Here is a 26,344-nt window from a genome sequence, read left to right on the forward strand (position 1 = left end):
CCAGTATGCGATCGATGTTGTCGGCCCGGTTTGGCGAATTGAACAGGCGAAGGAAACGATAGAGGCTGCGCTCCTGAAATGTAAGGAAGACCTCATCAACGGCTTGCGCAGTATCGATTAGTACAGCTTATGCGTGACGCACAAAAGCGGATGTCAGTTAAGCGCGAGGGACAGAGAAGCAGCCACAGCTGTATGGGGCACAAGTTTTTTTGATTATCATTCTGATAGTAGAATTAAATACTGTATAAAGAATGAAGTTGAATAAGCCGCCTGCTCAGGCATGCCCCATAAAAACAAAAACGGTAACCCCCATGTCATTTCTCAAACGCCTCTCCATCGGCGCCAAGCTCCTCGTGCTGCCCGGAATATTTGTGCTCGCGCTATTGATCGTCTCGGGTCTGGCCTACCACGGGCTGGCCAGGCAACAAGCAGTGATCGAGGAAATCGACCAGTTGCGTTTCCAGCAGTATCGCCAGGTCCTGGAAACCGCGTCTGCCTCGCAGGCGGCGATGGTCGGGGCCTATGCCATAGGCGCGCGCATCCTTGAATCCAATGGGCAGGCTTCTGCCGAGGAGTTGGAGTCCTATCTGGAAGACATGCAGGCCAGTGTCGACGACATGCGAGCGGGGCTGGACAAGGTGGCTCGCGAGACGCGTCTGGGTGAGGAGGAGAAAGAACTCTACCGCGCCGTGCAGGAGCAGGCCGCCGTGGTTGGCGAAGGCCTTGCCGATTTCAAGCGCGCGGCCTTGAGCGACCAGATACAGGCGGCCTCGCTGCTGGGCAGGGTGCGCGCCGACAACAATGGTCTGCAAGGTCAGTTCAACCGTTTGCTGGGGCTGCAGGCGCAGCTGACCTCCGGCGCCTTTGCCGAGGCCGGTGCCATGCAACGGCAGGTGTCACGGATGCTGGTCGCGGTATTGCTCGGCGCCAGCGTACTGGCCGTCATGGTCAGTCTTTTGTTGCGCGCCCAGATCATCCGGCCTATCCGGGAAATCGAACAGGCGTCGATCGAGTTGCGCGATGGCGACCTGACCCGACGCGTGCGGGTCATGGGCCGAGACGAGATTGCCCACACGGCCCAGGCATTCAACGAACTCATTGATAGCTTTCAGCAGGCCATGCGCCAGGTTGCCAGTGTCGCGGCATCGGTGGGCGCGTCGGCGGAGGAACTGGTGGGTGCGTCGGCGCGTGTGGCGCAAAGCTCCACGGCGCAGGCCGGTGCGGTGGGGGCGGTGTCGATGACCATCGAGCAGATGAGCGACGGGATTGCGGCAATCTCCAGTCATGCTCAAAGCCTGCGCAGCTGCGCCGAAGCCAGTTTGCGCGGTGCGCAGGATGGACACTTGGCCTTGTCACGACTGCTCGAGAAAATCGACAGCGTGCGCCAAGCCTTCTCCGCCATCCGCGGCTCGGTGGGCGATTTTGTCGAAAGCACGACAGCGATCACCGCCAGCATCGGTCAGGTCAAGGACCTCTCCGCGCAGACCAGCATGCTGGCGCTCAATGCGGCGATCGAGGCCGCGAGGGCCGGAGAGAGCGGGCGCGGCTTCAGCGTGGTCGCCGACGAGGTGCGAAACCTGGCACAACGCTCTGCGCTGGCGGCCAACTCGATCAACCAGTTGACGTTGAAGCTGGAGAGCCAATCAGGGATCGTCGACGAAGCATTGAACGCGGGTACTGTGGCCCTGGAAGACAGTGGCCGGTTGCTGGGGGAGTTGGAAAGCACCCTGCAACAGGCGACGGAACTGGTCGGGGACTCCACGCGCGGGGTAGACCGGATTGCCGATGCGGTGAGCGTGCAGAGCGAAGGAGGGCGGGGCATCGTGGCAAACGTCGAGCACATCGCACGCATGGCCGGCGAGGGTGATGCGATCACCCATCAGGTATCCGGAGCCGTGGTGTCTTTGCGCGAACTGTCCGATGAGCTGAATGTGGCGGTCGGACGTTTTCGCTACGAGGCCTGATTGGCTTGAGACTTCGCCGTCCTGAATATCAGCAGCAGCGGTATGACGCCAATGGATAACCACATCAGCAGCTTGAAGTCATCCAGGTAAGCCACCCAGCTGGCTTGCACCGTGATCAAGCCATCCAGGGCTGCACGCCCGCTGGCGGTCAATGGATTGAGTTGATTGTTGACAGGCCAGGCATCGAACAGGCGGTTGAACGGCGTCACGTAGGCGCCGATTTCGGCATGATTGATCTGGGTGTTTTGCGCCAGCAGCACCGTGACGATCGATATGCCAACGCTCGAACCGACATTGCGTGACAGGTTGTACAGGCCCGTGGCTTCGCCACGCAGATGCGGGGGCAGGGTGGTAAAGGCAATGGTGGTCAGGGGGACGAACAACAGGCCCAGGCTCGCGCCCTGTATGAAGCCGACGTAGACGATGGTGTCGATGGACACGGCCGGCGTCCAGCCGGTCATCATGTACATCGACCAGGCGGACAACACCAGGCCGCAAAACAGTATCCAGCGAATATCGACCTTGCCGATGATCTTCCCGGCAAGGAACATGCTGAGCATCGTCCCCAGGCCGCGTGGCCCCATGACCATGCCAGCGGTGAGTACCGGGTAGCCCATCAGGGTTTGCAGGTAGGGTGTCATCAGTGCAAGCGAGGCCAGGTAGGTGATGCCGATGATGAAGATAAACACCACCGCCACCGAGTAATTGCGATCCTTGAACAGCTTCAGGCTGATAAAGGGCTTGTTGTGGGTGAAGGTGTGGACGATGAAAATGTACGAAGCGATCGTGGCCACCAGCGCTTCCAGGATGATTTCCCCGGAGTCGAACCAGCCCAGTTGTTCGCCGCGGTCGAGGAACAGTTGAATCGACATGATGGCCACGCTGAGCGAGCCAAAGCCCAGCCAGTCAAGGCGTGCGGTTCTGTCGGCCGGGGTTTCCCGAATGAAGCGGGTCATGCCGATGAAGGCCAGCAAGCCGATAGGCAAGTTGATGAAGAACACCCAGCGCCAGCTGAGGTGTTCCGTCAGCCAGCCGCCGAGCATCGGCCCCAGTACCGGACCGACCATGACCGAAACTCCGAACAGGGCCACTGCCGACCCTCGTTCTTTCTGAGGGTAAATATCCAGCAGGATGCCTTGCGATAACGGCACCAATGCCGCCCCGGCCACCCCTTGCAGCAGGCGGAACAGGATGATTTCTTCCAGGGAGCGGGCGATGCCACAGAGCACCGAGGCCAATACAAAGCCGAAGATCGACCACAGCAACACGCGCTTGCGCCCGAAGCGCCGGGCAAGAAATGCCGAGGGCGGGGTCATGATGGCGGTGGCGACGATGTACGAGGTCAGCACCCAGTTAATCTGATCGGCGCTGGCCGATACGCTGCCCTGCATATAGGGCAGGGCGACGTTGGCGATGGTGGTGTCCAGCGCCTGCATGACCACCGCCAGCACCACACACAAGGTGATCAGTACCCGCAACGGCGATGGCGGAAGTGGTCCGGATACTTCACTCATGATGGCGTGCGAACAGGTTTGCCAGCGGCTTCGGCACGCCTCGGGCGGTGCCGGTGTCGATATCGACCACGGCGCTCATGCCGTGGCGCAGCGCCGGTTTGCCGGCAGCATCGTCGATATGGATCCGCACCGGAATGCGCTGCACAACCTTCACCCAGTTGCCCGTGGTGTTCTGGGCTGGCAACAGGGAGAAGCTCGAGCTGGACGCCGGGCTGATGCTTTCCACGGTGCCATGCCAGGTGACACCCGGATAAGTGTCTACCTCAATGGTAACGCCCTGGCCGATCCGGGCGTTGGTCAGCTCGGTTTCTTTGGGCGACGCAGCGACCCACAGCTGCTCGCTGGAGACCAGGCTGAAACCCGATTGCGGTGGTTGCAGGTACGCGCCCACTTGCAGTGAGTCAACATTGGTGACGACGCCGTCGAACGGGGCCATGACCACGGAGTTGCGCAGGTTGCGTTCGGCTTCATTCAGTGCCGCCAGCGCTTGCAAGTAGGAAGGATGCTGCTCAAGAGGTCTGTCGAGGCGCCCACCGAGTTGGGCCAGCGCCGCGGCAGCCTGGGCCTTGGCGACCGCCACTTGCTGACGGGTATTGTCGAGGTCCTGGTGGGCGTCGTCGTAGAGAGTCCTGGAAACGGCGGCAACGCTGACCAGCTTTTCCAGGCGTTGCAGATTGGTCTGGTAAAAAGGCAACTTGGCTTCAGCCTGGGCGATCTCGGCCAGCGATTGGTTGTAGCTGGCCTTGAGGTAAAGGATCTGGTTGCGCGCGTTTTCCAGCTGCGCCTTGGCACTGGCCACGGCGATTTCAAAAGGCTCGGGCTTGAGACGGAACAGCACCTGGCCTTTGCTCACGGTCTGGTTGTCACTGACTTCAATGGCAGCGACGATCCCGGCGACATCGGTGGAAACCCCCACCCGCTCGGCCTGGATATAAGCGTTGTCGGTGCTCACGACCTGGCCACCCAACACATACCAGGCGGCGCAGGCCACGACACTGATAGGTGCCAGCAAAAACAGGCCGATGCGCCAGCGTTGGCGTGCCGTATCAGCCGGTTCTTGACCATGGTCGTCAAGGGCCGAAGCCTCGGGCGCCTGCATCTGGGGTTTTTCCGCTGGCTCGAGCGGTCGGGCTTCAGCGTGCACGGCCGGGCGCTGCAATGTCGGCTCAGCCATGCTTCACCTCGCTCGCTGCACAGCCAGTGGGCTCATCCACGGGCTGGCCACAGGCTGTCAGCAAGTGTTCACGCATACGTTCGAGGTACTGCAGCAATTGGTCGTGCTCCTGAGTGGAGAAATCCGCCATGGTTTCTTGTCGGGTTTGTTCGCCGATGGTGCGCATGAACTGCAGTAGCGGATGGGCGGCCGGGGTGAGAAACAGCAAGGAGTAACGGCGGTCGGTGGGGTGGTTACGGCGTTCGATCAAGCCGCGCTCCTGCATCTTGTCCAGCAAGCGCACCAGGGTGACCGATTCGATTTCCAACAGGTCTGCCAGGCCTTTCTGGTGGATGCCCTCATGAATCGACAGCTTGGCCAGGACTTGCCATTGCGAGCGTGTGAGGCCGGCTGAGCGAGCCCATTGTTCAAAGCGCTTGCGCATCAGGCGGGCAACGTCATGGAGGACAAAGCCGAGGGTGGATTGGGTCATCGTCAGCACACCTTGGAGTCAATGAGCAAGCTAATGGTAATCAGGCTTATGGATTGCTTGCTAGCTATTTTTCATTAAAACATGATCACTAAAAGAAAAAATGTCCATTTGTAGGTCGCATAAAAGGCTGAAATATGCTCGTTAAGCTGAGATGTTCCGGATTTAGGCTGGAAATGGTCGTTTTCTTTGGTTATTAAAAAAATAGACAGAAAATAAAAAACTGTTGAATTATGTTTGCTCTCTCCACCACGAAGCACTAACGTTAGCGCTGACTGCGTTCAACGCAATTGCCCAAGACCAATAACAAAGAGGCAGCCCGATGATGACCCCAGGCTGGTGGGCCATGGCGCTTTGCGAGGCCGTTAATGATCAAGTGCCATTGGCTGTGGCCTTTGCCGGCGAGGAGCTGGTGCTGTTTCGAAACGCAGCCGGCCAGGCCTTTGCCCTGGAAGACCGTTGCCCACATCGGCGGGTGCCGCTGGCGTTGGGGCGAGTCGTCGAGTCCGGCCTGCAATGCGGTTATCACGGCTGGACCTTTGATGGCGCCAGTGGTGGCTGTACGCAGATCCCCAACCTGCATGCCGATGAGCGCGTGCCTGCGCGTTATGCCGCGCGTGCCTTTGCGGTGCGCGAGGCAAATGGGTTTGTCCATGTGTGGTTGGGTGAGGGGGCACCGCAAGGGCAGTTACCCAGCAGCGATTACCAACCGAGCGGACGCGAATTTACCGGTTCCACCATCGTCAACATGAGTCACGACCAGTACCTGGATGCGATGCTCGACGGCCCGGAATGCTTGCTCGGGTTTGCCCATGTGCGGCTTACCGATTTTTTCCTTGGCGATCTGCGCAGCGAGCAGGGGCGTGTGGTTCTGGAACGAGGTGCGGTATGGAGCACACAAATCCTGCCTTCGCAGTTTGTGGTGGATTACCCCTTGATTGTGCGCACCGCCGTCCCCGTGAACGGCGGTACTGTTCGGGTGGATCTGCAGAGCGAAGATGAATTGCCGCTGGTGACGCTGATGATCGCGACCGGTGCCAACCGGCGTGGCACAACCAGTTTGTGCTGGCGTGGTTTTGTGCATGAGCAGGTACGCCTCAGGGCCCCCCTGCGTTGGCGTCTGGCCCGCCTGCGCAAACAGGCGCCGTTCCAGGTGAAAAGCCTGATCGATGGCGCAGCCATCGCGGCCTTGTTGCAAGCCTCATCCCGCGAACTGCGTGAGTTGCGCCAACCGCGCTTGATTCCCGTCAGCGCAGTCGTCTGAGCACAGGAGTTCCCACCATGCATGCCGTGCCTTCCTCCACCGACACGATCCCTGGCAAAGTGCGGGGTGACTGGACGCCGATCAACTACGACCTGCGTGACACCTGGTTCCCGGTGTCCCATAGCCGCGACCTGAGTGCGCGGCCCATTCGCCGGATCATTCATGCCCAGCCCTATTACCTGTGGCGCGACAACGGGCGCGCGGTGGCGGCCGAGTTTCACCCGCATTTTCCCCAGAAAGAGCTGACACTCACAGCGTTCACCGGGGGACGGGGCTTTTATCCGCTGGTCGAGCGTTATGGCTACATCTGGGTCTGGTACGGCAACCCGGACGCTGCCGACGTGCAGGTGCTCCCGCATATTCCGTTTCTACCCCAGGACGGCAGTCTTCCCGGTTACACCCAGCGTACCGTGCGCTTTGATGCGACCTCGGCGCTGTCGGTGGAAAACCTGATTGACCTGACCCATGCCGATTTCCTGCATGCCAATACCATTGGCGATGGTGTAAGCGAGTCGGACGTGGTGGAGGTGCAGTGGACCTCCGAGACCGTGACCCGCACCCGCACCGTGGCGCAAAAGTCGGTGGCGCCCATCATGCGCTGGGTAGGCGGCGTGCGCGCCAGGTATCAGGATTTTCGCGCCGTGTTGCACATTCATCTACGCAGCAACGTGTGCATCTCCTATCCGCGCTTTCGCCCCGGGTATGACGTGCCCAACCTGCAACCGTTCCTGCCGGTGGGCAAGCATCGATCGCGGTGTGACGTGACCTTCAACACCACTGCTGCACCCGCACCTTTCCGTTATGTGATGCCACGCATCAACTACATCATCCAGCCCCAGGACAACTCGGTGGTGCGCCCGCAGAATCAACGTTATTTCGAAGTCGACCAACGTCGCGACCTGCACTCGCGCTTCGATACGCCGGGTACCCGTTATCGCTACCAGATGGAGCAGTTGGTCGAGCGCCAGCGCGCCGGCCAATTCGCCTACGGCAGCGACGCTGAACCCGGTCGCGACATCACGGCCTTGCTCGGCATGAACGACTGACGCCAACAAGCGAGGAGTGCTGCAATGGATCTGGGTATTGGTGGGCGTATTGCGCTGGTGTGCGCATCCTCTCGAGGACTTGGCAAAGCCTGTGCGCAAGCATTGGCGCAGGAGGGCTGCGAGGTGCTGATCAACGGCCGCGATGCCGAGAGCCTGGCCCACACCGCGCAAGATATCTTGCGCAGCACGGGCCGGCTGCCGCGCACCGTGGTGGCCGACCTGTCCACCGCAACCGGACGACAGGCGCTGCTGGACGCCTGCCCGGTGGTGGATATTCTGGTGACCAACAACGGAGGCCCTGAGCCGGGCCGGCTGGAGGACTGGGACCATGCCGCCTGGCTGGCGGCCATTGAGGCCAATATGCTTTCCGGCATCTTGCTGATTCAGGCGCTGGTCGGCGGGATGCGCGAGCGGAGATTTGGCCGCATCGTCAATGTCACTTCGGCGATGGTCAAGTCGCCACGATTGCCCCTGGGATTGTCCACGGCGGCGCGTGCAGGGCTCACGGCTTTCTGCAAAGCCCTGTCCGTCGAGGTCGCGCGGGATAACGTGACCATCAATAACCTGCTGCCCGAGCGTATTGAAACCGACCGCCTGCGCTTCATGACCGAGCAGTTGGCCAAGCATCGACATCTCAGTGTCGAGCAGGCGCGGGTGGAAATGCTCAAGCCGATAGCGGCGCGCCGATTTGGCCAGCCGAGTGAATTTGCAGCGGCCTGTGCATTTCTTTGTTCGGCTCAGGCCGGCTACATCACCGGGCAAAACCTGCAGGTCGACGGCGGCAGCTACTCCGGGTTGATCTAGCCGGCCCGGCGTTCTTTCCAATCGGCTGGCGGCTCTTCGCTGGCGTCAAAGTCGAGTTCGACTTCAACCCCGTTGGGGTCCTGCATGAACAGCTGCCAGGTGCGTTGCGAGCCTGGCGCACGAATGATCTTGAAGCGCACGCCATGCTCGATCAGGCGCGTGCACATCGTCTGCAAACCACTGGCATGAAAGGCCATATGGTCGAGCACGCCACGTCGCGGTTCCGGCATTTGCGCTACGCCCACGACATGCAGCACTGGCTGGTTCCGGGTGTAAAGCCAGAGCCCGGGAACCGGGAAGGGCGGGCGTGGCCCCTCAACCAGACCTAGCACCTCAACATAGAAATCCCGTGTCGCCTGCAGTTGGTCAGAGACAATAGTGAAGTGGTCCATGCGCAGGATCATGTCGAGGCCCTTGATTGTGTTGTTGAACTGATTATTAACTATTGTTCATATTCACGCTTATGATTCTATATTCGGAATACTAATCTATATATGAAATTAATTTTCGATGGCTTAGGGTAACGCCATGGATGCGATCTGCAGCTTTGCTGCAGATCGCTTTGAGCAGAACAAGCCATTGAAAGGTGCTGTATGAACCAGGCAATCCTCGAAGGCATTCGCGTCATCAGCCTGTGTTCCGGCATTGCCGGTTCCGCCGCCGGCCTGCAACTGTGTGAAGCGGGTGCCGAAGTGGTCATGGTTGAGTCACCTGGCAACGCGGCCAGAGATCACCAGGCGCTCTTTGCGGTGCTCAATCGCGGCAAGCGCAGTGTCACCCTTGACCTGGAAAATCCTGCCGATCGCCAACAGTTGCGGTTGCTATTGGCCAGCGCCGATGTGCTGTTGCACGACTTCACCCCGGTAGTGGCGCAGGCCCATGGTCTGGCAGACGCACAGCTCGCTGCAGACTTCCCGCGATTGGTTATCTCTGCGATCGGCGGCTGGCCGCAACGGCATGCGCTGGCGAATGCCATTCCCCGGGAAACACTGATCCTGGCGCGCCTGGGCCTGCTGGACGAGCAGCCCGCGCATCGCCCCGGGCCGGTGTTTGTGCGCATGCCCTTTGCCAATTGGCTGGCCTGCTGGCTGTGCGTGGTCGGGGTGATGGCGCGGCTGCTGGCGCGCGACCGCGACGGTGGTGGCGGCATCGCGCATACGAGTCTGGCCCAGGCGGCCCTGGTGCCTATGACCATGCATTGGAACCGGGCGCAAACGCCAACCCCGGCCTTTGCCAAGGGGCTGGATAAACACATTCCAATTCCATTGCACCAGTGCGCCGATGGCCGCTGGCTGCATGTGCACTACTCGCCGGACAAATCGCCGTGGATGGCCGCAGCGCTCAGCGAACTGGGCGCAACCGAAGTGGCTCGGCTCAATGCGCTATGGCCACCCAGTCATGTGGCGCCTAACTTCGGCGCCAACAAGGCCATTATTGCCACACGACCGGCGCAGGACTGGGTCGAGCATTTCTGGCAGCACGATGTGGCCGCGCAAATTGCCGGTGCCTTTGGCGATATCTACTTCGACGAGCAGGCGCGTCTCAATGGCTATGTGGTTGAAGTCGACGATGTACAACTGGGCAAGACCCTGCAACCGGGCCCGGCCTGGCAGGTGCAGCCACCTGCGCGAGTCGGCGGCAGTGCGCCACTGGCGGGTGAGTGGAACGCATCACTGCCGGACGCTGATGCATTGCTCCCAGCGCATGGACGTCAGCCAGGTCCTGCTCCACTGCCACCGCTGCATGGCCTGAAAGTCCTGGATCTGGGCGCCTACCTGGCCGGGCCGTTTGCCTGCATGCTGCTGGCGGACCTCGGCGCCGAAGTCATTAAGATCGAGGCGCCCAAGGGGGATGCCATGCGCCGCCTGGAGCGGATTTTCAGTGGGACCCAGCGGGGCAAATTGGGAGTTGCGCTGCAATTGGGTGATCCGCAAACCGAGCCCGTGGTCGAGGCACTGGCACGCTGGGCTGATGTGGTGCACCACAACATGCGGCTGCCGGCCGCACGCAAGCTCAAGGTTGACTACGAGCACCTCAAGGCGCTTAACCCGCAACTGGTCTATTGCCATGTCAGCGCCTACGGGCCGACCGGTCCGCGAGCGGATTGGCCAGGCTTTGACCAACTGATGCAGGCCTCCTGCGGATGGGAGGTCGAGCAGGGCGGCCAAGGGCAAGCGCCAATGTGGCTGCGCTTCGGCGTGGGGGATTTTTTTGCTGGATTGTCCTCGCTTTATGCCTTGCTACTGGGGTTGTACGCGCGCAATCGCAGCGGCGTCGGGCAAATGGTCAGTTCCTCATTGTTGGGCGCCACGTTGCTGTCGATGAGCGAAGCGGTGGTGCTGGAGGACGGCAGTCTCACGCCTGTCGCCCATATGGATGCGCAACAGACGGGGCTCAATGACGCACACCGTCTCTATCTGTGCAGCGATGCCTGGCTGGTGGTGGCAGCGCTGCAGCCTGATGAAATTCAGCGTTTCACCGCACTGGCGGGCAGCCGGCCCGAGGATTATTTCGCCAACCTCACTCGGCAAGCGGCACTCGCAGCACTGGCTGGCGTGCAGGTTCCTGCGCAGGCCGTGCTGGAGGCGCAGATGGATGCGTTTCTCGACAGCCCCGAACACGCTGCCGCCGGCCTGCACGCCCATTATCCCCATGCGGTGTACGGCGACCTGCAACAGATCGGCGCGTTCTGGGATTTCGGTAACTTGCCGTTGTCGCTCAATCGCCCACCACCGGCCCTGGGCCAACACACCCGGCAAGTCCTGGCAGAGCTCGGCTTCACCAGCAGCGAAGTTGAGCGCATGGCTTCGTCGGGGCTGGTGGCGCTGTAAAAAGCGTGGCTATTGCTCGGCAGTATTCATCGACAAGCAAAAGGAACACCCATGTACGAGTTGGATTTCAGCGGTAAAACAGTGCTGGTGATCGGCGGTTCCAGTGGCATCGGCAATGGCATTGCGCAGAACTTTCGCCAGCGCGGTGCCGAGGTGCACGTCTGGGGCACACGAGCATCGGCAGCATCTTATGAAGATTCACCTGACTCTAATCTTGAGGGCCTGCACTACGCCCAGGTCGACGTCGCGGATGCGGCGTTGATTGAAGCCGCCAGCGTACCCTTCACCCGCCTGGATGTGCTGGTGCAAGCACAAGGCACGGTGCTCTACGACCGGCAGGAATTTCTCACCGAGGGCTTCAAGCACGTACTCGATGTCAATCTCACCAGCCTGATGGTATGCGCGCAGAAGTTTCACCCGCTGTTGATGCAGGCCAAGGGATCGATGATCACCGTCAGTTCCGCTGCCGCCTTCCACTCCACGCGTGGCAATCCGGCCTACAACGCCTCGAAAACCGGTGCTTTTGGACTGACTCGCACCCTGGCCGAAGCCTGGGCGCGTGACGGCATCCGGGTCAACGGCATTGCCCCCGGGCTGGTGGAAACCAAGCTGACGCGGGTGACCACCAGCAACCCCAAGCGCCTGGAAGGTGCGCTGCGGGCCATTCCTCAAGGGCGCCTGGGCACGCCCCAGGACATGGCCAACGTGGCCCTGTTCCTTGCCTCGCCGCTGGCCAGCTATGTGCTCGGCCAAACCCTGTTGGTCGACGGCGGCATGCTGCTGGCCTGATCGCTATTTGTTAGGAGACACACCATGGCCTGGGACTTTCAGACCGACCCCGAGATACAAGCGGAACTGGATTGGATCGAGCAATTCGTACGTGAGGAAGTCGAACCCCTCGATCATGTGTTGGGCAGCCCGTGGAATATCCACGATCCATTGTTCAAGCAACTGGTCAAGCCGCTGCAAGCGCAGGTGAAGGCACGCAAATTGTGGGCCTGTCACCTGGGGCCGGAGCTGGGCGGGGCAGGGTATGGCCAGGTGCGCCTGGCGTTGATCAATGAAATTCTCGGCCGTTCACTGTTTGGCCCGATCGTGTTTGGCTGCCAGGCCCCCGATTCCGGTAACGGGGAAATCCTCGCCCATTACGGCACCCCGGCGCAGAAGCAGCGCTACCTGCAACCCTTGCTCGATGGCGATATCGTGTCCTGCTTCGCCATGACCGAGCCGCAGGGTGGCGCCGATCCCGCCGTGTTCACCACCGAAGCGGTGCGCGATGGCGATGACTGGCTGCTGAGCGGCGAAAAATGGTTCGCCTCCAATGCCCGCTACGCCGCGTTCTATATCGTGATGGCGGTCACCGATAAAAGCGTATCGGTGTATGAAGGCATGTCGATGTTCATCGTCGCCGCTAACGCGCCGGGGGTGAGCATTATCCGTAACGTCGGTATCGCCGATGATCCGGCTGCCACCCATGCTTATCTGTCATTCGACAAGGTGCGAGTGCCTGCCGGCGACATGCTCGGTGCGCCCGGCCAGGCATTCGTCGTGGCTCAGGTGCGGCTCGGTGGTGGCCGTGTGCACCACGCCATGCGGGTGATCGGCCAGGCGCAAAAAGCCCTTGATGCACTCTGTGAGCGGTCCCTGTCGCGCAGTACCCAGGGCAGCCGCCTGGCGGACAAGCAAATGATCCAGGAAAAAATTGCCGATTCATGGGTCGAGCTGGAGCAATTTCGCTTGCTGGTGATGCGTACGGCGTGGCGCATCGACCAGTACCAGGACTACAAGCGGGTGCGCAAGGATATCGCCGCGGTGAAGGCTGTCATGCCCAAGGTGCTGCATGACATCGCCGCCCGCGCCTTGCATGTGCATGGTTCGCTGGGCGTCAGTGAAGAAATGCCCTTTACCGGCTACATCGTGCGCTCGTTCCAGATGGGACTGGCCGATGGGCCTACCGAGGTGCACAAAGTCACGGTTGCCAAACAGTTGCTGCGCGACTATCAACCCTGCGACGAGTTGTTCCCTGATTACCATCGGCCCACCGCCGCCGCCCGCGCCCGGGAAAAATACGCCGACGTGCTGGCCAGCCTTGGCGAGCGTAACCCATGAACGACTGGCAGGATCTGGTCGACCTCGCGCGCCTGGCCAACTGGATGGATAGTCAGAACCTGGAGCGCGGCCCCATCGAGGCCCCGATGCGCCTGACCGGAGGCACGCAAAATCTGTTGCTGCGTTTTCGGCGCGGTACGCGTGAATTCGTCCTGCGTCGGCCTTCCAGGGAATTGCGCGAAGTCGGCGGCAAGACGATTGCCCGCGAAGCACGTTTACTCAAGGCATTGGCGGGGTCGCAAGTGCCCCATGCCGGTTTGATCGCCGACTGTGCTGACCCAGGCGTTTTGGGCGCCAGTTTCTACTTGATGGAGCCGGTACAGGGTTTCAATCCCAATTGCGCGGCCGGTTTGCCGGCGCCTCATGCGCAACAGCCGCAAATGCGCCGGCGCATGGGGTTGGCCATGGTCGATGCGCTATTGCGCCTGGGCGAAATTGACTACCAGGCGGTGGGACTGGCGGATTTTGGCCGGCCTGAGGGTTTTCACCAGCGGCAGGTCTCCCGCTGGCTGGCGCAGCTGGACAGTGTCAAAGACTATCCCGGTTGGCCCGGCGCCAAGGGGCTGCCGGGGCTCGAACGCTTGGCCCATTGGTTAAGCGAGCATTGTCCGCAGCAGTTCCAGGCCGGTATCCAGCACGGCGACTTTCACCTGTCCAATGTCATGTTCCGGCACGACTGTGGCGAACTGGCCGCGGTAGTCGATTGGGAGCTCGCCACCCTTGGTGATCCGTTGCTCGATCTGGCCTGGCTGGTGGTGACCTGGCCCGATGCCGAGGGTCGTGGCGCCGGCACCATCGAGGTGCATCCCTGGGATGGCTTTTGCAGCAGCGATGAATTGGTCGCCCATTACCGCGCCGGCAGTTCACGCTCGTTGGCTGACTTCACCTGGTACCTGGTGTTGGCCGGTTTCAAGCTGGGCATCTTTCTCGAGGTCAGCCATGCACGCGCCTGTGCGGGTAAAGCCTGCAGGGTCACCGGTGAAAAACACCACGCCTCGGCGCTGCGCCTGTTCGCTACGGCGTTGCAACGCATCGAGCAACCATCCTGATAAATCCACACAAGAGGAACAGCCCATGCAACTGGCCGGTAAGCGGATAATCGTCACGGGAGGCGCCAGGGGTATCGGCGCGGCAGTGGTCAAGGCGTTTGTGCAGGAGGGTGCCCATGTCGTTAGTCTCGACTTGGGCGAAGTCGCCTCGATAACGGGTGACGGGGGTGGTTGGGCGCACTCACGAGTCTGTGACATCGCTGACAGCCAATCGGTGGAAGCGGCCTTTGCCTGGGCCAGCGAACAGCTCAACGGCCTGGATGTGCTGGTACATGCCGCAGGCATCGCACCCAACGCCAGCGCCGACAGTATCACCCTGGACGAATGGGAAAGGGTCTTTGCGGTGAATACCCGTGGCACTTTCCTGACCAACCGAGCGGCCTATGAACGGCTCAAGGGCAGCGGTGGGCGGATCATCAATTTCGCCTCGGCTGCCGGTGTGGTTGGCCAGCCCGGGAAAGCCCATTACGCCGCCAGCAAAGGCGCCGTGCTGGCCTGGACGCGCACGGTGGCACGGGAATGGGGCCCATTGGGCATTACCGTCAACGCAATCGCCCCGGCGATGTGGACGCCGATGTACGACGCCACCCGCGCCAGCATGAGCACCGAGCAATTGCAGCAGCACGATGCGTACATGGCCAGCCAGATACCCCTCGGCGGGAAGCTGGGCGAGCCGGCCCGGGACCTGGCCCCGGTGCTGGTGTTTCTTGCCGGCGACGGTTCACGGTTTGTCACCGGTCAGACGCTGATGATTGATGGCGGGATGTTGATGCTCAGTTGAATGGCAGGCGGTGTGCCTGGGCGACCCCGGCACACGTGCCTAGCGACCGCGGATCAACTGCAAAAACTCCTGGCGAGTGTTGTACGACTCGCGGAACGCACCGAGCATCACCGAGGTGCTCATCACGGAGTTCTGCTTTTCCACTCCGCGCATCATCATGCACATGTGTTTTGCCTCGATCACCACCGCCACCCCGGCGGCATCGGTCACCTGGGCAATGGCGTCGGCAATCTGGCGTGTCAGGTTTTCCTGGATCTGCAAACGGCGAGCGAACATATCGACAATCCGCGCGATTTTCGACAACCCGAGCACTTTGCCCGTCGGTATGTAGGCGACATGGGCCTTGCCAATGAACGGCAGCAAATGGTGTTCGCACAGGGAGTAAAGTTCGATGTCACGGACGATGACCATTTCATCGTTGTCCGATTCAAATAAGGCACCATTGACGATTTGTTCGAGGCTTTGCTGGTAGCCATGACAGAGGTACTGCATGGCTTTTGCTGCGCGCTTTGGCGTGTCCAGCAAGCCTTCACGTTCTGGATTTTCACCTACGCCGTGGAGAATCTCACGGTAATTGCTGGCCAGTTCTTCGTTCATGCTTTGACCTTGTTGAATTAACCCACATCCCGGGCTGCACAGTGTGCAGCCCGGGCGAGGCTTACAATTGAGTGACGGCGATTTTGCTGTTGCTCTGGCTGGCATCATGGAACTGGCCGCTCGAGCCATTACGCCACTGCACCAGCAACTGCGCCTGACGCTGTTGCGCGTGGTCGAGGAACCGCTCCTTCACCGGACCATAGCCGCGAACGCTTTCCGGCAGCTCTACCAGCTCCTGGGCCACGCCCAGTTTTTCGGTGGTCAAGCCCGCCAGCACTTCATCGAGGATCTGTTCGTAGCTGGCTAGCCAATTGCGCTCCACCTTGCGTTCATGGGTACGACCGAACGGATCAAGCCAGGTGTTGCGCAGGAACTTGAGCTTGGCCAGCAGCTTGAAGCCTTGCAGCATCCACGGACCGAAACTGCGTTTTTTAGGTTCACGGCCGGAGCCGTTATCGTTCAGCAGCGGCGGGGCGAGGTGGAAGCGCAGGCGATAATCACCTTCGAATCCAGCCTGGATTTTTTCCAGGAACTGGCCATCGGTGAACAGACGGGCCACTTCATATTCATCCTTGATCGCCAGCACTTTGAAGTAGTAACGGGCGACACTCGCCGACAGCTTGCCGGGTTGTCCGAGCAGTGCGGTTTCCGCCTTGATGAATTGCTCGACACGATAGCGGTAACGTTGGGCATAGGCGTAGTTCTGGTAGGCCGTGAGAAACTCCATGCGCCGTGCCAGCGTTTCTTCCAGGCTTTGCGACAGTAAGCGGTCCGGGCTTTGCACCTTGGCGGCTTGCAGTTTGCGTAAAACCCGTGGCAGGTCATGGGCGCTGCGCCGGCCCCAGTCAAAGGCCGAGAGGTTAAAGGGCACCGCCGTGCCGTTCAGTTCGATGGCCTGCAGCAACGCGGCCTTGCCCACCGGCAACCAGCCTTTCTGGTAGGCATAGCCAAGCATGAAGGTGTTGGTCGCAATCGAATCACCCATCAGGGCCGTGGCGATTTTGCTTGCGTCGATAAAATCCGCCTGCTCAGTGCCCACCGCGTCGGCAATTTGCGCCGACATGTTGCCGGTCTGGAAGGTCGGGTCCGGGTGTTTCAGCAAGTCACCCGTTTCCGCCTGCTGGGCGAAGGTGCGCACAAAGGCGCTGGTGATGCTTTCCTCGCTGTTGACCACGGCATGGGTGATGCCGTGACGCAACTTGGACAGGGTTTCGGTGTTGGCACTGACCACCAGGTCGCAACCGAGCAGCAGAGCGGCTTCACCTTCGGCAATCCTCGGTGCGAACAGCTGTTCCTGGTGCGCGGCGATGCGAATGTGCGACCACACCGCGCCGCCTTTTTGCGCCATGCCGGCCATATCGAGATTGAGCGTGCCTTTGCCTTCGATGAACGCCGCCATCCCCAGCAGGGCGCCGATGGTCACCACGCCCGTACCGCCCACGCCAGTGATCAGGATACTGTAAGGCTCATCCAGCGCGACAGTCGCGGGCGTCGGCAAATCCCACACGTCATCCTTCGCGGCCGCCAGGGCTTTGGGTTTGCGCAAGGTGCCACCTTCGACCGTGACAAAACTCGGGCAAAAGCCATTGAGGCAGGTGAAGTCTTTATTGCACGAGGACTGGTCGATTTCCCGCTTGCGGCCGTACTCGGTTTCCACCGCCACCACCGACATGCAGTTGGACTTGCTGCTGCAATCGCCACAGCCTTCACACACCGCTTCGTTGATCACGACCCGACGTGCCGGGTCCGGGAACTTGCCGCGTTTACGGCGCCGGCGCTTTTCCGCGGCGCAGGTCTGGTCATAGATGATTGCCGATACACCCTGGAACTGACGCAACTGGTCCTGCACTTCGTCCATTTTGTCGCGCCGCAGTACCGGCACGCCGTCGGCCAGATCACGGATGTGCTGGTATTTCTCGACATCGTCGCTGACGACCACAATCCGCTGCACACCTTCGGCCGCGAGTTGCCGACTGATCTGCGCGACGCTGAGGCTGCCGTCCACAGGTTGTCCGCCGGTCATGGCGACAGCATCGTTGTAGAGAATCTTGTAGGTGATCTGCACCTTCGCCGCGACGGCAGCCCGAATCGCGAGGATTCCGGAGTGGAAATAGGTGCCGTCGCCCAGGTTGGCGAAGACGTGTTGGGTCTTGGTGAAAGGCGCCTGGCCGATCCATGCCACCCCTTCGCCGCCCATCTGGCTGAAGGTCTGGGTCTGCGGGTAGATCCAGGCCGCCATGTAGTGGCAACCGATACCGGCCAGCGCCCGGCTGCCCTGCGGGACCTTGGTCGAAGTGTTGTGCGGGCAACCGGAGCAGTAGTGGGGGACGCGTTCCATCAGGTTGCTGAATTGGCCTTTGCTGGCCAGTTGCGCGTCCAGCACCGCCAGGCGCACTTGCAGGGGGCCATTTTGATGCAAGCGCAAAATACGCTTGGCCAGTGCACGGGCAATCATCGCCGGGGTCAGGTCGTTGATGGCGGGCAGCAACCAGTCGGTGTGTGGCAGGCTCCATTCACCCTTGTCGTCAAACTTGCCGACGATGCGCGGGCGTACGTCTTCACGCCAGTTGTAGAGTTCTTCCTTGAGCTGGTACTCGATCATGTGGCGTTTTTCTTCAACCACCACGATTTCTTCCAGGCCCTCGGCAAACTGGCGCACGCCTTCGGCTTCCAGCGGCCAGACCATACCGACCTTATACACGCGCAGGCCGATCTGCTGTGCGAGGGTTTCATCGATACCCAGGATTTTCAGCGCCTGGCATACGTCGAGGTACGACTTGCCGGAAGTGATGATGCCGATGCGCGCTTTCGCTGAGTCCATCACGATACGGTCGAGACGGTTGACCCGGGCGTAGGCGAGGGCGGCATATAGCTTGTGTTCCAGCAGGCGTTGTTCTTGCGCCAGGGGCGGGTCAGGCCAACGGATATTCAAGCCGCCTACGGGCAGTGGAATATCCGGAATGATGGGTTGTACGCGATGAATGTCGATGTCGACCACGGCCGCGCTTTCCACGGTATCGGCCACCGCCTTGAGCGCAACCCAGCAGCCGGAGTACCGCGACATGGCCCAGCCGTGCATGCCGTAGTCGAGGTATTCCTGTACGCCCGATGGCGCCAGTACCGGCATCATGACCGCTTTGAAAATGTGCTCGGTCTGATGCGGCAGCGAGGAGGAGCGGGCGCCATGGTCATCGCCGGCAATCGCCAGTACACCGCCGAACTTTGAGGTGCCGGCAGCGTTGGCGTGACGGAATACGTCACCACAACGGTCCACGCCCGGGCCCTTGCCGTACCACAGGCCAAACACGCCGTCGTAGGTCGCCCCTTCGAAAATATTGACCTGTTGCGTACCCCAGATCGAGGTGGCGGCGAGATCTTCGTTCATGCCCGGATGGAACACCGTGTGGTGCTCCTTGAGATAGTCGCGGGCCTTCCAAAGGGCCTGGTCAAAACCACCCAGCGGCGAGCCGCGGTAGCCGGAAATGAACCCGGCGGTATTCAGACCATTGGCCAGGTCGCGCTGGCGCTGCATCAGAGGCAGGCGCACCAGCGCCTGAATCCCGGTGAGTAAAACTTTTCCGCTGTGCTGGATGTATTTGTCATCCAGGGACGGGGACGCACTCATGCTCATCCTCCAGGCTTTATTGTCATGGCGGCGCCAGGAGAGCGGCGTTGCCTAGTTATTGGCTGGAGTCTAGGGAGGGGAGGCGTGGATCGTAAAATCACAAAAACAGCGGGGTGGTATTGGATATTTGAATACCGGAATGTTCTTTGGGTATAGCTCACGCAGCGGCCAATGGCGCTGGAGCATTTGAGCAATATCGAATGCATTTCAGCAATGCTCCCAATCGTTGTGCCCAAACCTCCCTGTCCCGTTTACTTCAGCCATACCGAATGCCCTCAGGCCAGCGCTCATCGGCGTAGTTGAAAAGGCGCGATGGATACGGCCCGGCGCTTCGGCTGCCAATAACAAAAAGAATGGGAAGGGAGTGTTGATGATCAACGCAAAACCAAAGCCGTTAAGCCTGGCCATCTGGCTCAGTGTGATCGGATGTGCCTTGTCCTTTGGCCACAGTCAGGCTGCCGAGTTTGATACCGGTAATCCGGACCTGACTGCGCGCTGGGACAACACTGTTCGCTACAACCTCGGCCTGCGGGCCGAAGGCCGCGACAATGCCTTGGCCAACAACGCCACCTACGACGAGTCCGATGCCAAGTTCCGTGACAAGGGCGATGTAGTGACCAACCGGGTCGACCTGATGAGCGAAGTAGAGGTGGCCTACAAGAAATACAACGGCTTTCGCATCAGCGGCGCTGCCTGGTACGACCAGGCGTACGAAGACACCGATGTCGAGACCAGCGCTGGCAATGTCTTCTACCCCGGCGCATTTCCAGGGACCAGTACGCCGAGCTATACCAACGGCCATTACTCCAGCTTTACCAAGCGCTACCACCGCGGGCCCAGCGGCGAATTGCTGGACGCCTTTGCGTTTACCCGCTTCGACCTTGGTGACATTCCGGTCAGCGTGCGTGCCGGCCGGCACACCGTGTACTGGGGCAACGGCTTGCTGATTGCCGGGCATGCCATTTCCTACTCACAAGCACCCCTGGATGGGCGCAAGGCGGTGAGCAACCCCGGCACCGAGACGCGCGAGATCTTCCTGCCGTTGACGCAAATTTCCACCCAGGCCCAGGTCACTGACCAGTTGTCTTTGGCGGCGCAATATTTCTTCGAATGGGACACTACGCGTGCGCCTGAGGGCGGCACTTATCTGGCCTCCGCCGACATCGCACTGGAAGGCCCGGACCGCTTGCCGTTGTTCAGTGGTTTCACCCGGCCATTGATCGACCCGCTCAAGCCCAAGGACTCGGGCAACTGGGGCGTGATGGGGACCTACAGCTTCGACTATCTGCACTCCGAGGTCAGCCTCTACTACCGCGAGTTCGATGACTACAACCCATGGGGCCTGCAAGTGGCGCCGACCTTCGCCCGTTATGTCTACGCCGAGAACGTCAAGCTCTACGGCCTGGGTTACTCCGCAGGGCCGGTACTGGGTGGCGGCTCCGTGGGGGTAGACCTGTCCTATCGCCAGAACACCTCCCTGATCTCCAGCAACATCAGCACCGTCGACAACGAGGGCGCCCGAGGTGATACCTGGCACCTGGTGGTCAACAGCCTTTGGTTGCTGCCGCGTACCCATTACTTCGACACCGGCAGCCTGATTACCGAAATGGCCTTCAGTCACGTGGAAAAGGTGACAGAGCATGAAGAGCTGTTCAAGGGCGAAGGCTACCGCGGCTGCCCGGCGGGGCAGGACAAACACTTCGGTTGCGCCACCGACAACTATGTTGGCCTTGCCGTCAGCTTTGCACCGCAGTGGCTGGGGGTGTTCCCCGGCTGGAATATTTCCACCCCGATGAGTGTGGATTACGGGGTCAGTGGCGTTGCCGCCACCGGGGGCGGCAACGAAGGCAAATACACCTGGAAGGCCGGCGTCAAGGGCACCTACGACGAGCGCCTGGACGTGACTTTGTCTTATATCGGCTACGGCAGCGAACGCCATTACGCAGACGTCGCCGGCGTCGGCAAGACCGTCATCGGCGGCTCCGGTGACGTCGGCCTGACCGACCGCAACTGGGTCTCACTGACCGTCAGCACAGCGTTCTGAACCGCCCCTGAAATGCACCGCAGTGGTCGCCGGACTCGGCGATCCCATCTGAATGGAGATTGGTCATGAAGATTAATTCTTGTGCGATAGGCCTCGTGGCCATCGCTTTGGCAGGGTCGGCTGTGGCCGAGGAGAGCTTTACCCCGGCCGATCTGGGCGGCAAGCTCACGGCGTTCGGTTCGATTGTCGCCGGCAACGCGGCAGGCACTATTCCGGCTTACGACGGTGGTCTGAAAGTCCCTGCCGGCATGGTGCCTGGCGATGGGACCTGGCCCAACCCGTTTGCCAATGAAAAGCCACGCTTGCGCATTACGGCAAGCAACGCGGACCAGTACGCTGACCAACTGACGGCCGGGCAGATGAATCTGCTCAAAAAGTACCCGGATACCTATTACCTTGAGGTGTACCCCACTCACCGCACGGCGACCTTTCCGGCAAACTTCCTGGCCGCTACCCAGCGCAATGCCACCCGCAAGGACTGCAAGACCGAGAACGAGGGTCTGTCGATCAGCGAGGCTTGCCGTGGCGGTCTGCCATTCCCGCTGCCGCGCGATGGTCGCGAGGTGATGTGGAACTACATCCTCAACTATCAGGGTGTGAATGGCTGGGACTGGAACCACAGTGCCTATGTGGTCAATGAGGGCCACGTCACGCTGACCAACACCAACCGTTCCACCGGGGAAAAACCTTTCTATCAACTGGATGTGCCAGGGCGTGATCCGAAAATCGCCCAGCGCATCTGGTCGCACGTCGTCGCGCCGGCCCGTACGGCCGGGCAGGCATCCGGGTATTGGGACTATCTCGATCCGGTCACCGACTCCCGTTACGCCTGGAGCTACAGCACCGGCCAGCGGCGCGTGCGCAAGGCCCCGGAGTTCAACTATGACACCCCCAACTCGGCGTTCGGCGGGGTGGCCTTCTACGACGAAATCTTCCTGTTCTCCGGAAAGATGGACCGTTTCGACTGGAAACTGGTGGGCAAGAAGGAAATGTTGATTCCCTACAGCAACTACAAGTTGAAATGGGGCTGTGACATGGACACCAAACTCATGCCCAAACACATCAACCCCGCTTGTGAGCGCTGGGAGTTGCACCGTGTCTGGGTAGTGGAAGCGACCCGCAAGGACGGCGTTCGCCACGCGCAGAAAAAACGTCGCTACTACATCGACGAGGACACCTTCGGTGCTGCGGTCTACGACGCCTGGGACGACAGCGGCGCGCTGTTCCGTACCGGCTCGCAGTACAACATCGAGGCCTACGGCATTCCCAACAATCCGCAACAGGATTCCTACTCGCTGTACGACTTCACCCGTGACCAGTACGGCATGTTCGGCAACGGCCCTACACGCTACCGCCAGGAGCCGGTCGCCGAACGTGAAGCCAATCCGCAGACCATCGCTGGTGGTCAAACCCGCTGACATCGTGCGCCTTTTCGGCGTTCGTTACGGACGCCGATTTTTTTCTTCGTACCCGAGACCCCTTTATGAGCGAGATCCTGAAACGCCTGGACGGCAAAGTCTGTGTGATCACCGGCGCGGGCAGCGGCATTGGCCGCGCTTCGGCACTGCGTTTTGCCAGGGAGGGCGCCAGCGTGGTGGTCACCGATCTTTTCGCCGAATCGGCGCAGGCCGTGGCGGCTGAAATCGGCGCCAATGCCCTGGCATTGCAAGTGGATGTCGGCCAGGAAGACGCCCTGCGGGAGATGGTTGAACAGACCGTCCAAACCTTCGGCCGTATCGACGTACTGTTCAATAATGCGGTGTATCGCAACCCGGCCACCACCCGCGATATCGACTTCATCAACTTCAACACCGAGCTGTTCCACAACTGCATGCGTGTCAATGTGCTGGGCGGTGTGTTGGCGTGCAAATACGCCTTGCCGCACATGCTCGCCCAGGGCAGCGGCTCGATTCTGTTCACCTCATCCACCAGCTCGATTGCCGGCGAAATCTCCCAGTTCAGCTACGGCGCTTCCAAGGCTGCGCTCAATTGGTACGTGCAAACCATTGCCGCCACCTTTGGTAAACGCGGCATTCGTTGCAACGGCATTTTGCCGGGGGTGATTCGCACACCGGCGATGGAAAGCTGGGCCAACGAGGCCATGAAAAGCGCTTTTCTCGACCTGCAAAACGTACCGCAACTGGGCGAGCCGGAAGACATCGCCGCCATGGCCGCATTTCTTGCCAGCGACGACGCCGCCTATGTCAACGGCACTTTGATGCGCGTAGACGGCGGCATGAGCTGCGGTACGCCGATGGTGCCGGTGGTGCGCAATTTTCTGCTGCCCAAAGCCTCGATCTGATCCCGATCAATTCACTGCACTGGAGCCCGTTTCATGGCACTCGAACAGGAACGCTTCATCCTCGACATGCTGGCCGCCTGGGGCGATGGCAGCGACGGCAGTCGCCCGGATATCGACCGCATCATGGCCACTTTCGCCGACGACGCTGTCTGGCAATTGTGGGTCCCCGGTGGTCCGGTGATCCGCGGTCGCGACGCGCTGCGCAAAGAGATAGAGCGGCAGATGAGTTATGTCACGCATAACCGCTGCAACACGCGCCACATTGTCTCTTCCGAGCGCGTGGTAATGACCGAGCGCGACGATTACTGCGTAAACAACGGTGTGCCCATGCCGCACTCGATGGTGGCGGTCTATGAGCTGGACGAGCAGGGCCTTATCTGTGCCTGGCGCGAATACCTGGACACCGCCGACCTTGCGAAGAAAAAGGGCGTGCCGCTGGAGCTTGTGGGCGGGCCGAACGCTGGTGTTGTCAGCAGCCATTGATAGCGGCGCTGGACATCAGCGCCTGGAGGAGACCCCTATGTCAACAACACATGTGACCTGTGATCCGGTCGAAGAAAAACTGCGGTCCTTTGTCGAAGGGCTACTGGGTGGGAAGGTCACGGCCATGCAGCGCCTGCTGCGCTGGCGCCCGGCCTGGAACCTTGAGTTGCAACGCGATGGCGAAACCCTTCAGTTGCATATTCGGGGTGAGCGCGGTGGGGATGTCAGTCCATTCCCGGATCTGCGCCGGGAGGCGGATATTCTCTCCCTGCTCGGTCAGCAAGGCGTGCCCGTACCGCATATCTATGGCTTTTGCGAAGACCCGCAAGCCATCCTGATGCAGTTGGTGCCGGGTAGCCGTGACGTCAGCACCGCGAACAGTGATGCCGAACGTCATGGGGTTGCACGCCAGTGGGTCGATGCCATGGCGCGCATGCACCAGCTGCCGTTGCAACCCTTCATCGATCAGGGTATCAGCCTGCCCAAGAGTGCCGAGGACATTACCCTGGCGGGTCTGGAAGCCTATTACCCGCTGTATGCGCGTAATAAAACCAAGCCACAGCCTCTGGCCGAATTCGCCCTCGGTTGGCTGCGGCGCAACGTGCCACAGCACCGAACCCGGCCGGCTTTCGTTCAGTACGATTCGGGGCAGTTTCTGTTCGAGAATGGAAAGGTACATGGCCTCTACGATTTTGAGTTCGCCATGATCGGTGATCCTTTGGCCGACCTCGCTTCGGCGCGCATGCGCGACAACTACGAACCGCTCGGGGACAGTTTTGCGGACCTGTATCGTTATTATCAGCAAGTGACCGGCGAACCTGCAGAGCCTGATGTGGTGCGCTACCACACCGCGCTCTTCGCCACGGTCAGCACCATGCAATTCTCGGCATCGGTGGCCACGCCACAACCGGGCGACCCGCATGACACCTATACCGAGTTCGATATCGCCCTGCGTCGGGTAGTGGTGCATGCGTTGGCCGAGGCCATGGGTGTTCCCCTGCAAAAACCGGATCTGGACATGGTCGGCCCAGGCCCCAATGCACAACTGCTGACCATGCTGACCGATGCCTTGGCCCAGGTTGAGGTGGCCAGCGATTTCCAGAAAACCAAACTGCGCGCAGTGAGCAAGCTGGTGGAATACCTGGGCCGTGGCGATGCCATGGAATTGCACTTGCGCAAGCTGGAGCAACAGGACGCGCAAGCGTTGCTGGACCGTACCTTCAGCGACTACAGCGAGATCGATGCAGCGCTGGAAACCTTTGTCAAAAACGCCGGGCCGGAATACGACGAACCCTTGCTGCACCTGTTCATGGCGCAAATCGAGCGGCGCGTGCTGGTCTATGGCAGCACCGCCATTGGCGCCTCCGCCAGCCACATCGACCTGCCGCCAGTGGTCTGACGCGGTGAAGCCTTCCTCGCCCGGTGGCTGGCCGCCGGGCCTTTGTTTACGGAGTGTTTATGTCTGTTGCTGATAATGCCTTCCAGCATCGGTATGGCCCGTGGGCTGTGATTGCCGGTGCATCCCATGGGGTGGGCGCCGCTTTTGCCCATGCACTCGCCGAGCGGGGCCTCAACTGTGTGCTGGTGGCGCGCCGTGGCGAAGCCCTGGCACAGTTGAAAAATGATCTGGAGCGACGCTACGACGTTGAGGTGTTGGTGCTCATCCAGGACCTGTCCCATCCCGATGCCTGTGAGCACTTGCTGGCCGCTGTCGGGAAGCGGCAAGTCGGCCTGTTTATCTACAACGCAGGTGGCGACCCCTACATCACGCGTTTTCTCGATACGTCGGCCGATGACTGGGGCACCTTGCTGCGCCTCAACTGCCTGACGGTGATGCAATGCAGCCATGCCTTCGGTGCCGCGATGCTGGAACGCGGGCGAGGGGGCCTGCTGCTGGTGGGGTCCCAGGCCGCCTTGGGCGGGATTCGAAAACTGGCGATGTACACCGCCACCAAAGGGTTTGCGCTGAACCTCGGCGAGTCGTTATGGGCGGAGTGGAAAGATCGTGGTGTGGATGTGCTCAACCTGCTCATCGGCACCGTGGACACCCCAACCATGCGCGATGCCATGGTCAAGCTGAACATCCCCGACGCCCTTACCATGACGCTGCCCAAGGCTGAAGACCTGGCACTGCTGGCGCTTCAGGAACTGGGCAATGGGCCGACGCTGATACACCCCGAAGACACCTTCGAACCGCTCGCCAATGCACCTGGCCCGGCACGCCGTGCACAGGTACTGAGCCAGAGCGCGCAAGCGGCTGTGTTTATCGGCAACGACTGAGGTCACCT

General features: G+C 60.7%; 21 protein-coding genes. 15 read left to right on the top strand and 6 right to left on the bottom strand.

The window, feature by feature from the left end; genetic code table 11:
* Window positions 1-311: 311 nt before the first annotated feature.
* On the top strand, window positions 312-1,964 hold the full coding sequence (locus tag QLG10_RS02005; RefSeq protein WP_282485335.1) for a methyl-accepting chemotaxis protein: 1,653 nt from the start codon (window positions 312-314) through the stop codon (window positions 1,962-1,964).
* Here the strand turns inward: QLG10_RS02005 and QLG10_RS02010 are convergent.
* The 3 genes from QLG10_RS02010 to QLG10_RS02020 are packed head-to-tail and all read right to left on the bottom strand — an operon-like array spanning window position 1,952 to window position 5,124.
* Complete coding sequence (locus QLG10_RS02010) at window positions 1,952-3,478, bottom strand: DHA2 family efflux MFS transporter permease subunit (RefSeq protein ID WP_282485336.1); 1,527 nt, start codon at window positions 3,476-3,478, stop codon at window positions 1,952-1,954. The genes QLG10_RS02005 and QLG10_RS02010 overlap by 13 nt on opposite strands.
* Window positions 3,471-4,652: an HlyD family secretion protein gene (locus QLG10_RS02015; protein WP_282485337.1), complete on the bottom strand. Its 1,182-nt coding sequence runs from the start codon at window positions 4,650-4,652 to the stop codon at window positions 3,471-3,473. Before QLG10_RS02015 ends, QLG10_RS02010 begins: the two co-directional genes overlap by 8 nt.
* Window positions 4,645-5,124 (bottom strand): MarR family transcriptional regulator, encoded by a 480-nt coding sequence (locus QLG10_RS02020; RefSeq protein ID WP_282485338.1) that lies wholly within the window; start codon window positions 5,122-5,124, stop codon window positions 4,645-4,647. Before QLG10_RS02020 ends, QLG10_RS02015 begins: the two co-directional genes overlap by 8 nt.
* A 319-nt stretch (window positions 5,125-5,443) precedes the next feature.
* Between QLG10_RS02020 and QLG10_RS02025 the strand changes: the two genes are divergently transcribed.
* The 3 genes from QLG10_RS02025 to QLG10_RS02035 are packed head-to-tail and all read left to right on the top strand — an operon-like array spanning window position 5,444 to window position 8,235.
* Entirely contained in the window at window positions 5,444-6,385 is a 942-nt protein-coding gene (locus tag QLG10_RS02025) for a Rieske 2Fe-2S domain-containing protein (protein WP_282485339.1), read from the top strand.
* Window positions 6,386-6,402: 17 nt separating this feature from the next.
* On the top strand, window positions 6,403-7,431 hold the full coding sequence (locus tag QLG10_RS02030; RefSeq protein WP_282485340.1) for an aromatic ring-hydroxylating dioxygenase subunit alpha: 1,029 nt from the start codon (window positions 6,403-6,405) through the stop codon (window positions 7,429-7,431).
* A gap of 24 nt (window positions 7,432-7,455) precedes the next feature.
* Window positions 7,456-8,235 (top strand): SDR family oxidoreductase, encoded by a 780-nt coding sequence (locus tag QLG10_RS02035; RefSeq protein ID WP_282485341.1) that lies wholly within the window; start codon window positions 7,456-7,458, stop codon window positions 8,233-8,235.
* Here QLG10_RS02035 and QLG10_RS02040 read toward each other — a convergent pair.
* Window positions 8,232-8,627, bottom strand: coding sequence for a VOC family protein (locus QLG10_RS02040; RefSeq protein WP_282485342.1), 396 nt, complete (start codon window positions 8,625-8,627; stop codon window positions 8,232-8,234). The two genes, QLG10_RS02035 and QLG10_RS02040, sit on opposite strands and share 4 nt — an antisense overlap.
* A 201-nt stretch (window positions 8,628-8,828) precedes the next feature.
* Here QLG10_RS02040 and QLG10_RS02045 point away from each other — a divergent pair, with 201 nt between their 5' ends.
* The 5 genes from QLG10_RS02045 to QLG10_RS02065 are packed head-to-tail and all read left to right on the top strand — an operon-like array spanning window position 8,829 to window position 15,005.
* Window positions 8,829-11,066 carry a CoA transferase gene (locus tag QLG10_RS02045; protein WP_282485343.1) on the top strand — a complete coding sequence of 746 codons (2,238 nt, stop codon included), beginning with the start codon at window positions 8,829-8,831 and terminating at the stop codon, window positions 11,064-11,066.
* Window positions 11,067-11,117: 51 nt separating this feature from the next.
* Entirely contained in the window at window positions 11,118-11,855 is a 738-nt protein-coding gene (locus QLG10_RS02050) for an SDR family oxidoreductase (RefSeq protein ID WP_282485344.1), read from the top strand.
* 24 nt (window positions 11,856-11,879) lie between these two features.
* Entirely contained in the window at window positions 11,880-13,175 is a 1,296-nt protein-coding gene (locus tag QLG10_RS02055) for an acyl-CoA dehydrogenase family protein (protein ID WP_282485345.1), read from the top strand.
* The gene (locus tag QLG10_RS02060; protein ID WP_282485346.1) at window positions 13,172-14,224 is read left to right on the top strand and encodes a phosphotransferase family protein; all 1,053 of its coding nucleotides are present in this window, start codon (window positions 13,172-13,174) and stop codon (window positions 14,222-14,224) included. The genes QLG10_RS02055 and QLG10_RS02060 overlap by 4 nt, the downstream gene beginning before the upstream one ends.
* A gap of 25 nt (window positions 14,225-14,249) precedes the next feature.
* Window positions 14,250-15,005, top strand: coding sequence for an SDR family oxidoreductase (locus QLG10_RS02065; protein ID WP_282485347.1), 756 nt, complete (start codon window positions 14,250-14,252; stop codon window positions 15,003-15,005).
* A 39-nt stretch (window positions 15,006-15,044) separates the two neighbouring features.
* Here the strand turns inward: QLG10_RS02065 and folE are convergent, their stop codons facing one another.
* Both folE and QLG10_RS02075 read right to left on the bottom strand, forming a co-directional pair.
* On the bottom strand, window positions 15,045-15,602 hold the full coding sequence (folE, locus tag QLG10_RS02070; RefSeq protein ID WP_282485348.1) for a GTP cyclohydrolase I FolE: 558 nt from the start codon (window positions 15,600-15,602) through the stop codon (window positions 15,045-15,047).
* 61 nt (window positions 15,603-15,663) lie between these two features.
* Window positions 15,664-19,227 (bottom strand): indolepyruvate ferredoxin oxidoreductase family protein, encoded by a 3,564-nt coding sequence (locus QLG10_RS02075; RefSeq protein ID WP_282485349.1) that lies wholly within the window; start codon window positions 19,225-19,227, stop codon window positions 15,664-15,666.
* Between the two features lie 370 nt (window positions 19,228-19,597).
* Here QLG10_RS02075 and QLG10_RS02080 point away from each other — a divergent pair, with 370 nt between their 5' ends.
* The 6 genes from QLG10_RS02080 to QLG10_RS02105 all read left to right on the top strand — a co-directional run bounded on the left by QLG10_RS02080 (window position 19,598) and on the right by QLG10_RS02105 (window position 26,336).
* A complete protein-coding gene (locus tag QLG10_RS02080) occupies window positions 19,598-21,271 on the top strand; it encodes a DUF1302 family protein (RefSeq protein WP_282485350.1) in 1,674 nt (557 codons plus the stop codon).
* A 65-nt stretch (window positions 21,272-21,336) separates the two neighbouring features.
* The gene (locus QLG10_RS02085; RefSeq protein WP_282485351.1) at window positions 21,337-22,689 is read left to right on the top strand and encodes a DUF1329 domain-containing protein; all 1,353 of its coding nucleotides are present in this window, start codon (window positions 21,337-21,339) and stop codon (window positions 22,687-22,689) included.
* 65 nt (window positions 22,690-22,754) lie between these two features.
* The gene (locus QLG10_RS02090) at window positions 22,755-23,573 is read left to right on the top strand and encodes an SDR family NAD(P)-dependent oxidoreductase (protein ID WP_282485352.1); all 819 of its coding nucleotides are present in this window, start codon (window positions 22,755-22,757) and stop codon (window positions 23,571-23,573) included.
* A gap of 33 nt (window positions 23,574-23,606) precedes the next feature.
* Window positions 23,607-24,056, top strand: coding sequence for a nuclear transport factor 2 family protein (locus QLG10_RS02095; RefSeq protein WP_282485353.1), 450 nt, complete (start codon window positions 23,607-23,609; stop codon window positions 24,054-24,056).
* Between the two features lie 37 nt (window positions 24,057-24,093).
* A complete protein-coding gene (locus tag QLG10_RS02100) occupies window positions 24,094-25,455 on the top strand; it encodes a phosphotransferase family protein (protein ID WP_282485354.1) in 1,362 nt (453 codons plus the stop codon).
* Between the two features lie 59 nt (window positions 25,456-25,514).
* The gene (locus QLG10_RS02105) at window positions 25,515-26,336 is read left to right on the top strand and encodes an SDR family NAD(P)-dependent oxidoreductase (RefSeq protein ID WP_282485355.1); all 822 of its coding nucleotides are present in this window, start codon (window positions 25,515-25,517) and stop codon (window positions 26,334-26,336) included.
* The last annotated feature ends 8 nt before the right edge of the window (window positions 26,337-26,344 follow it).

The sequence above is a fragment of the Pseudomonas sp. V98_8 genome (assembly GCF_029967975.1).
Taxonomy (GTDB): Bacteria; Pseudomonadota; Gammaproteobacteria; order Pseudomonadales; family Pseudomonadaceae; genus Aquipseudomonas; species Aquipseudomonas umsongensis.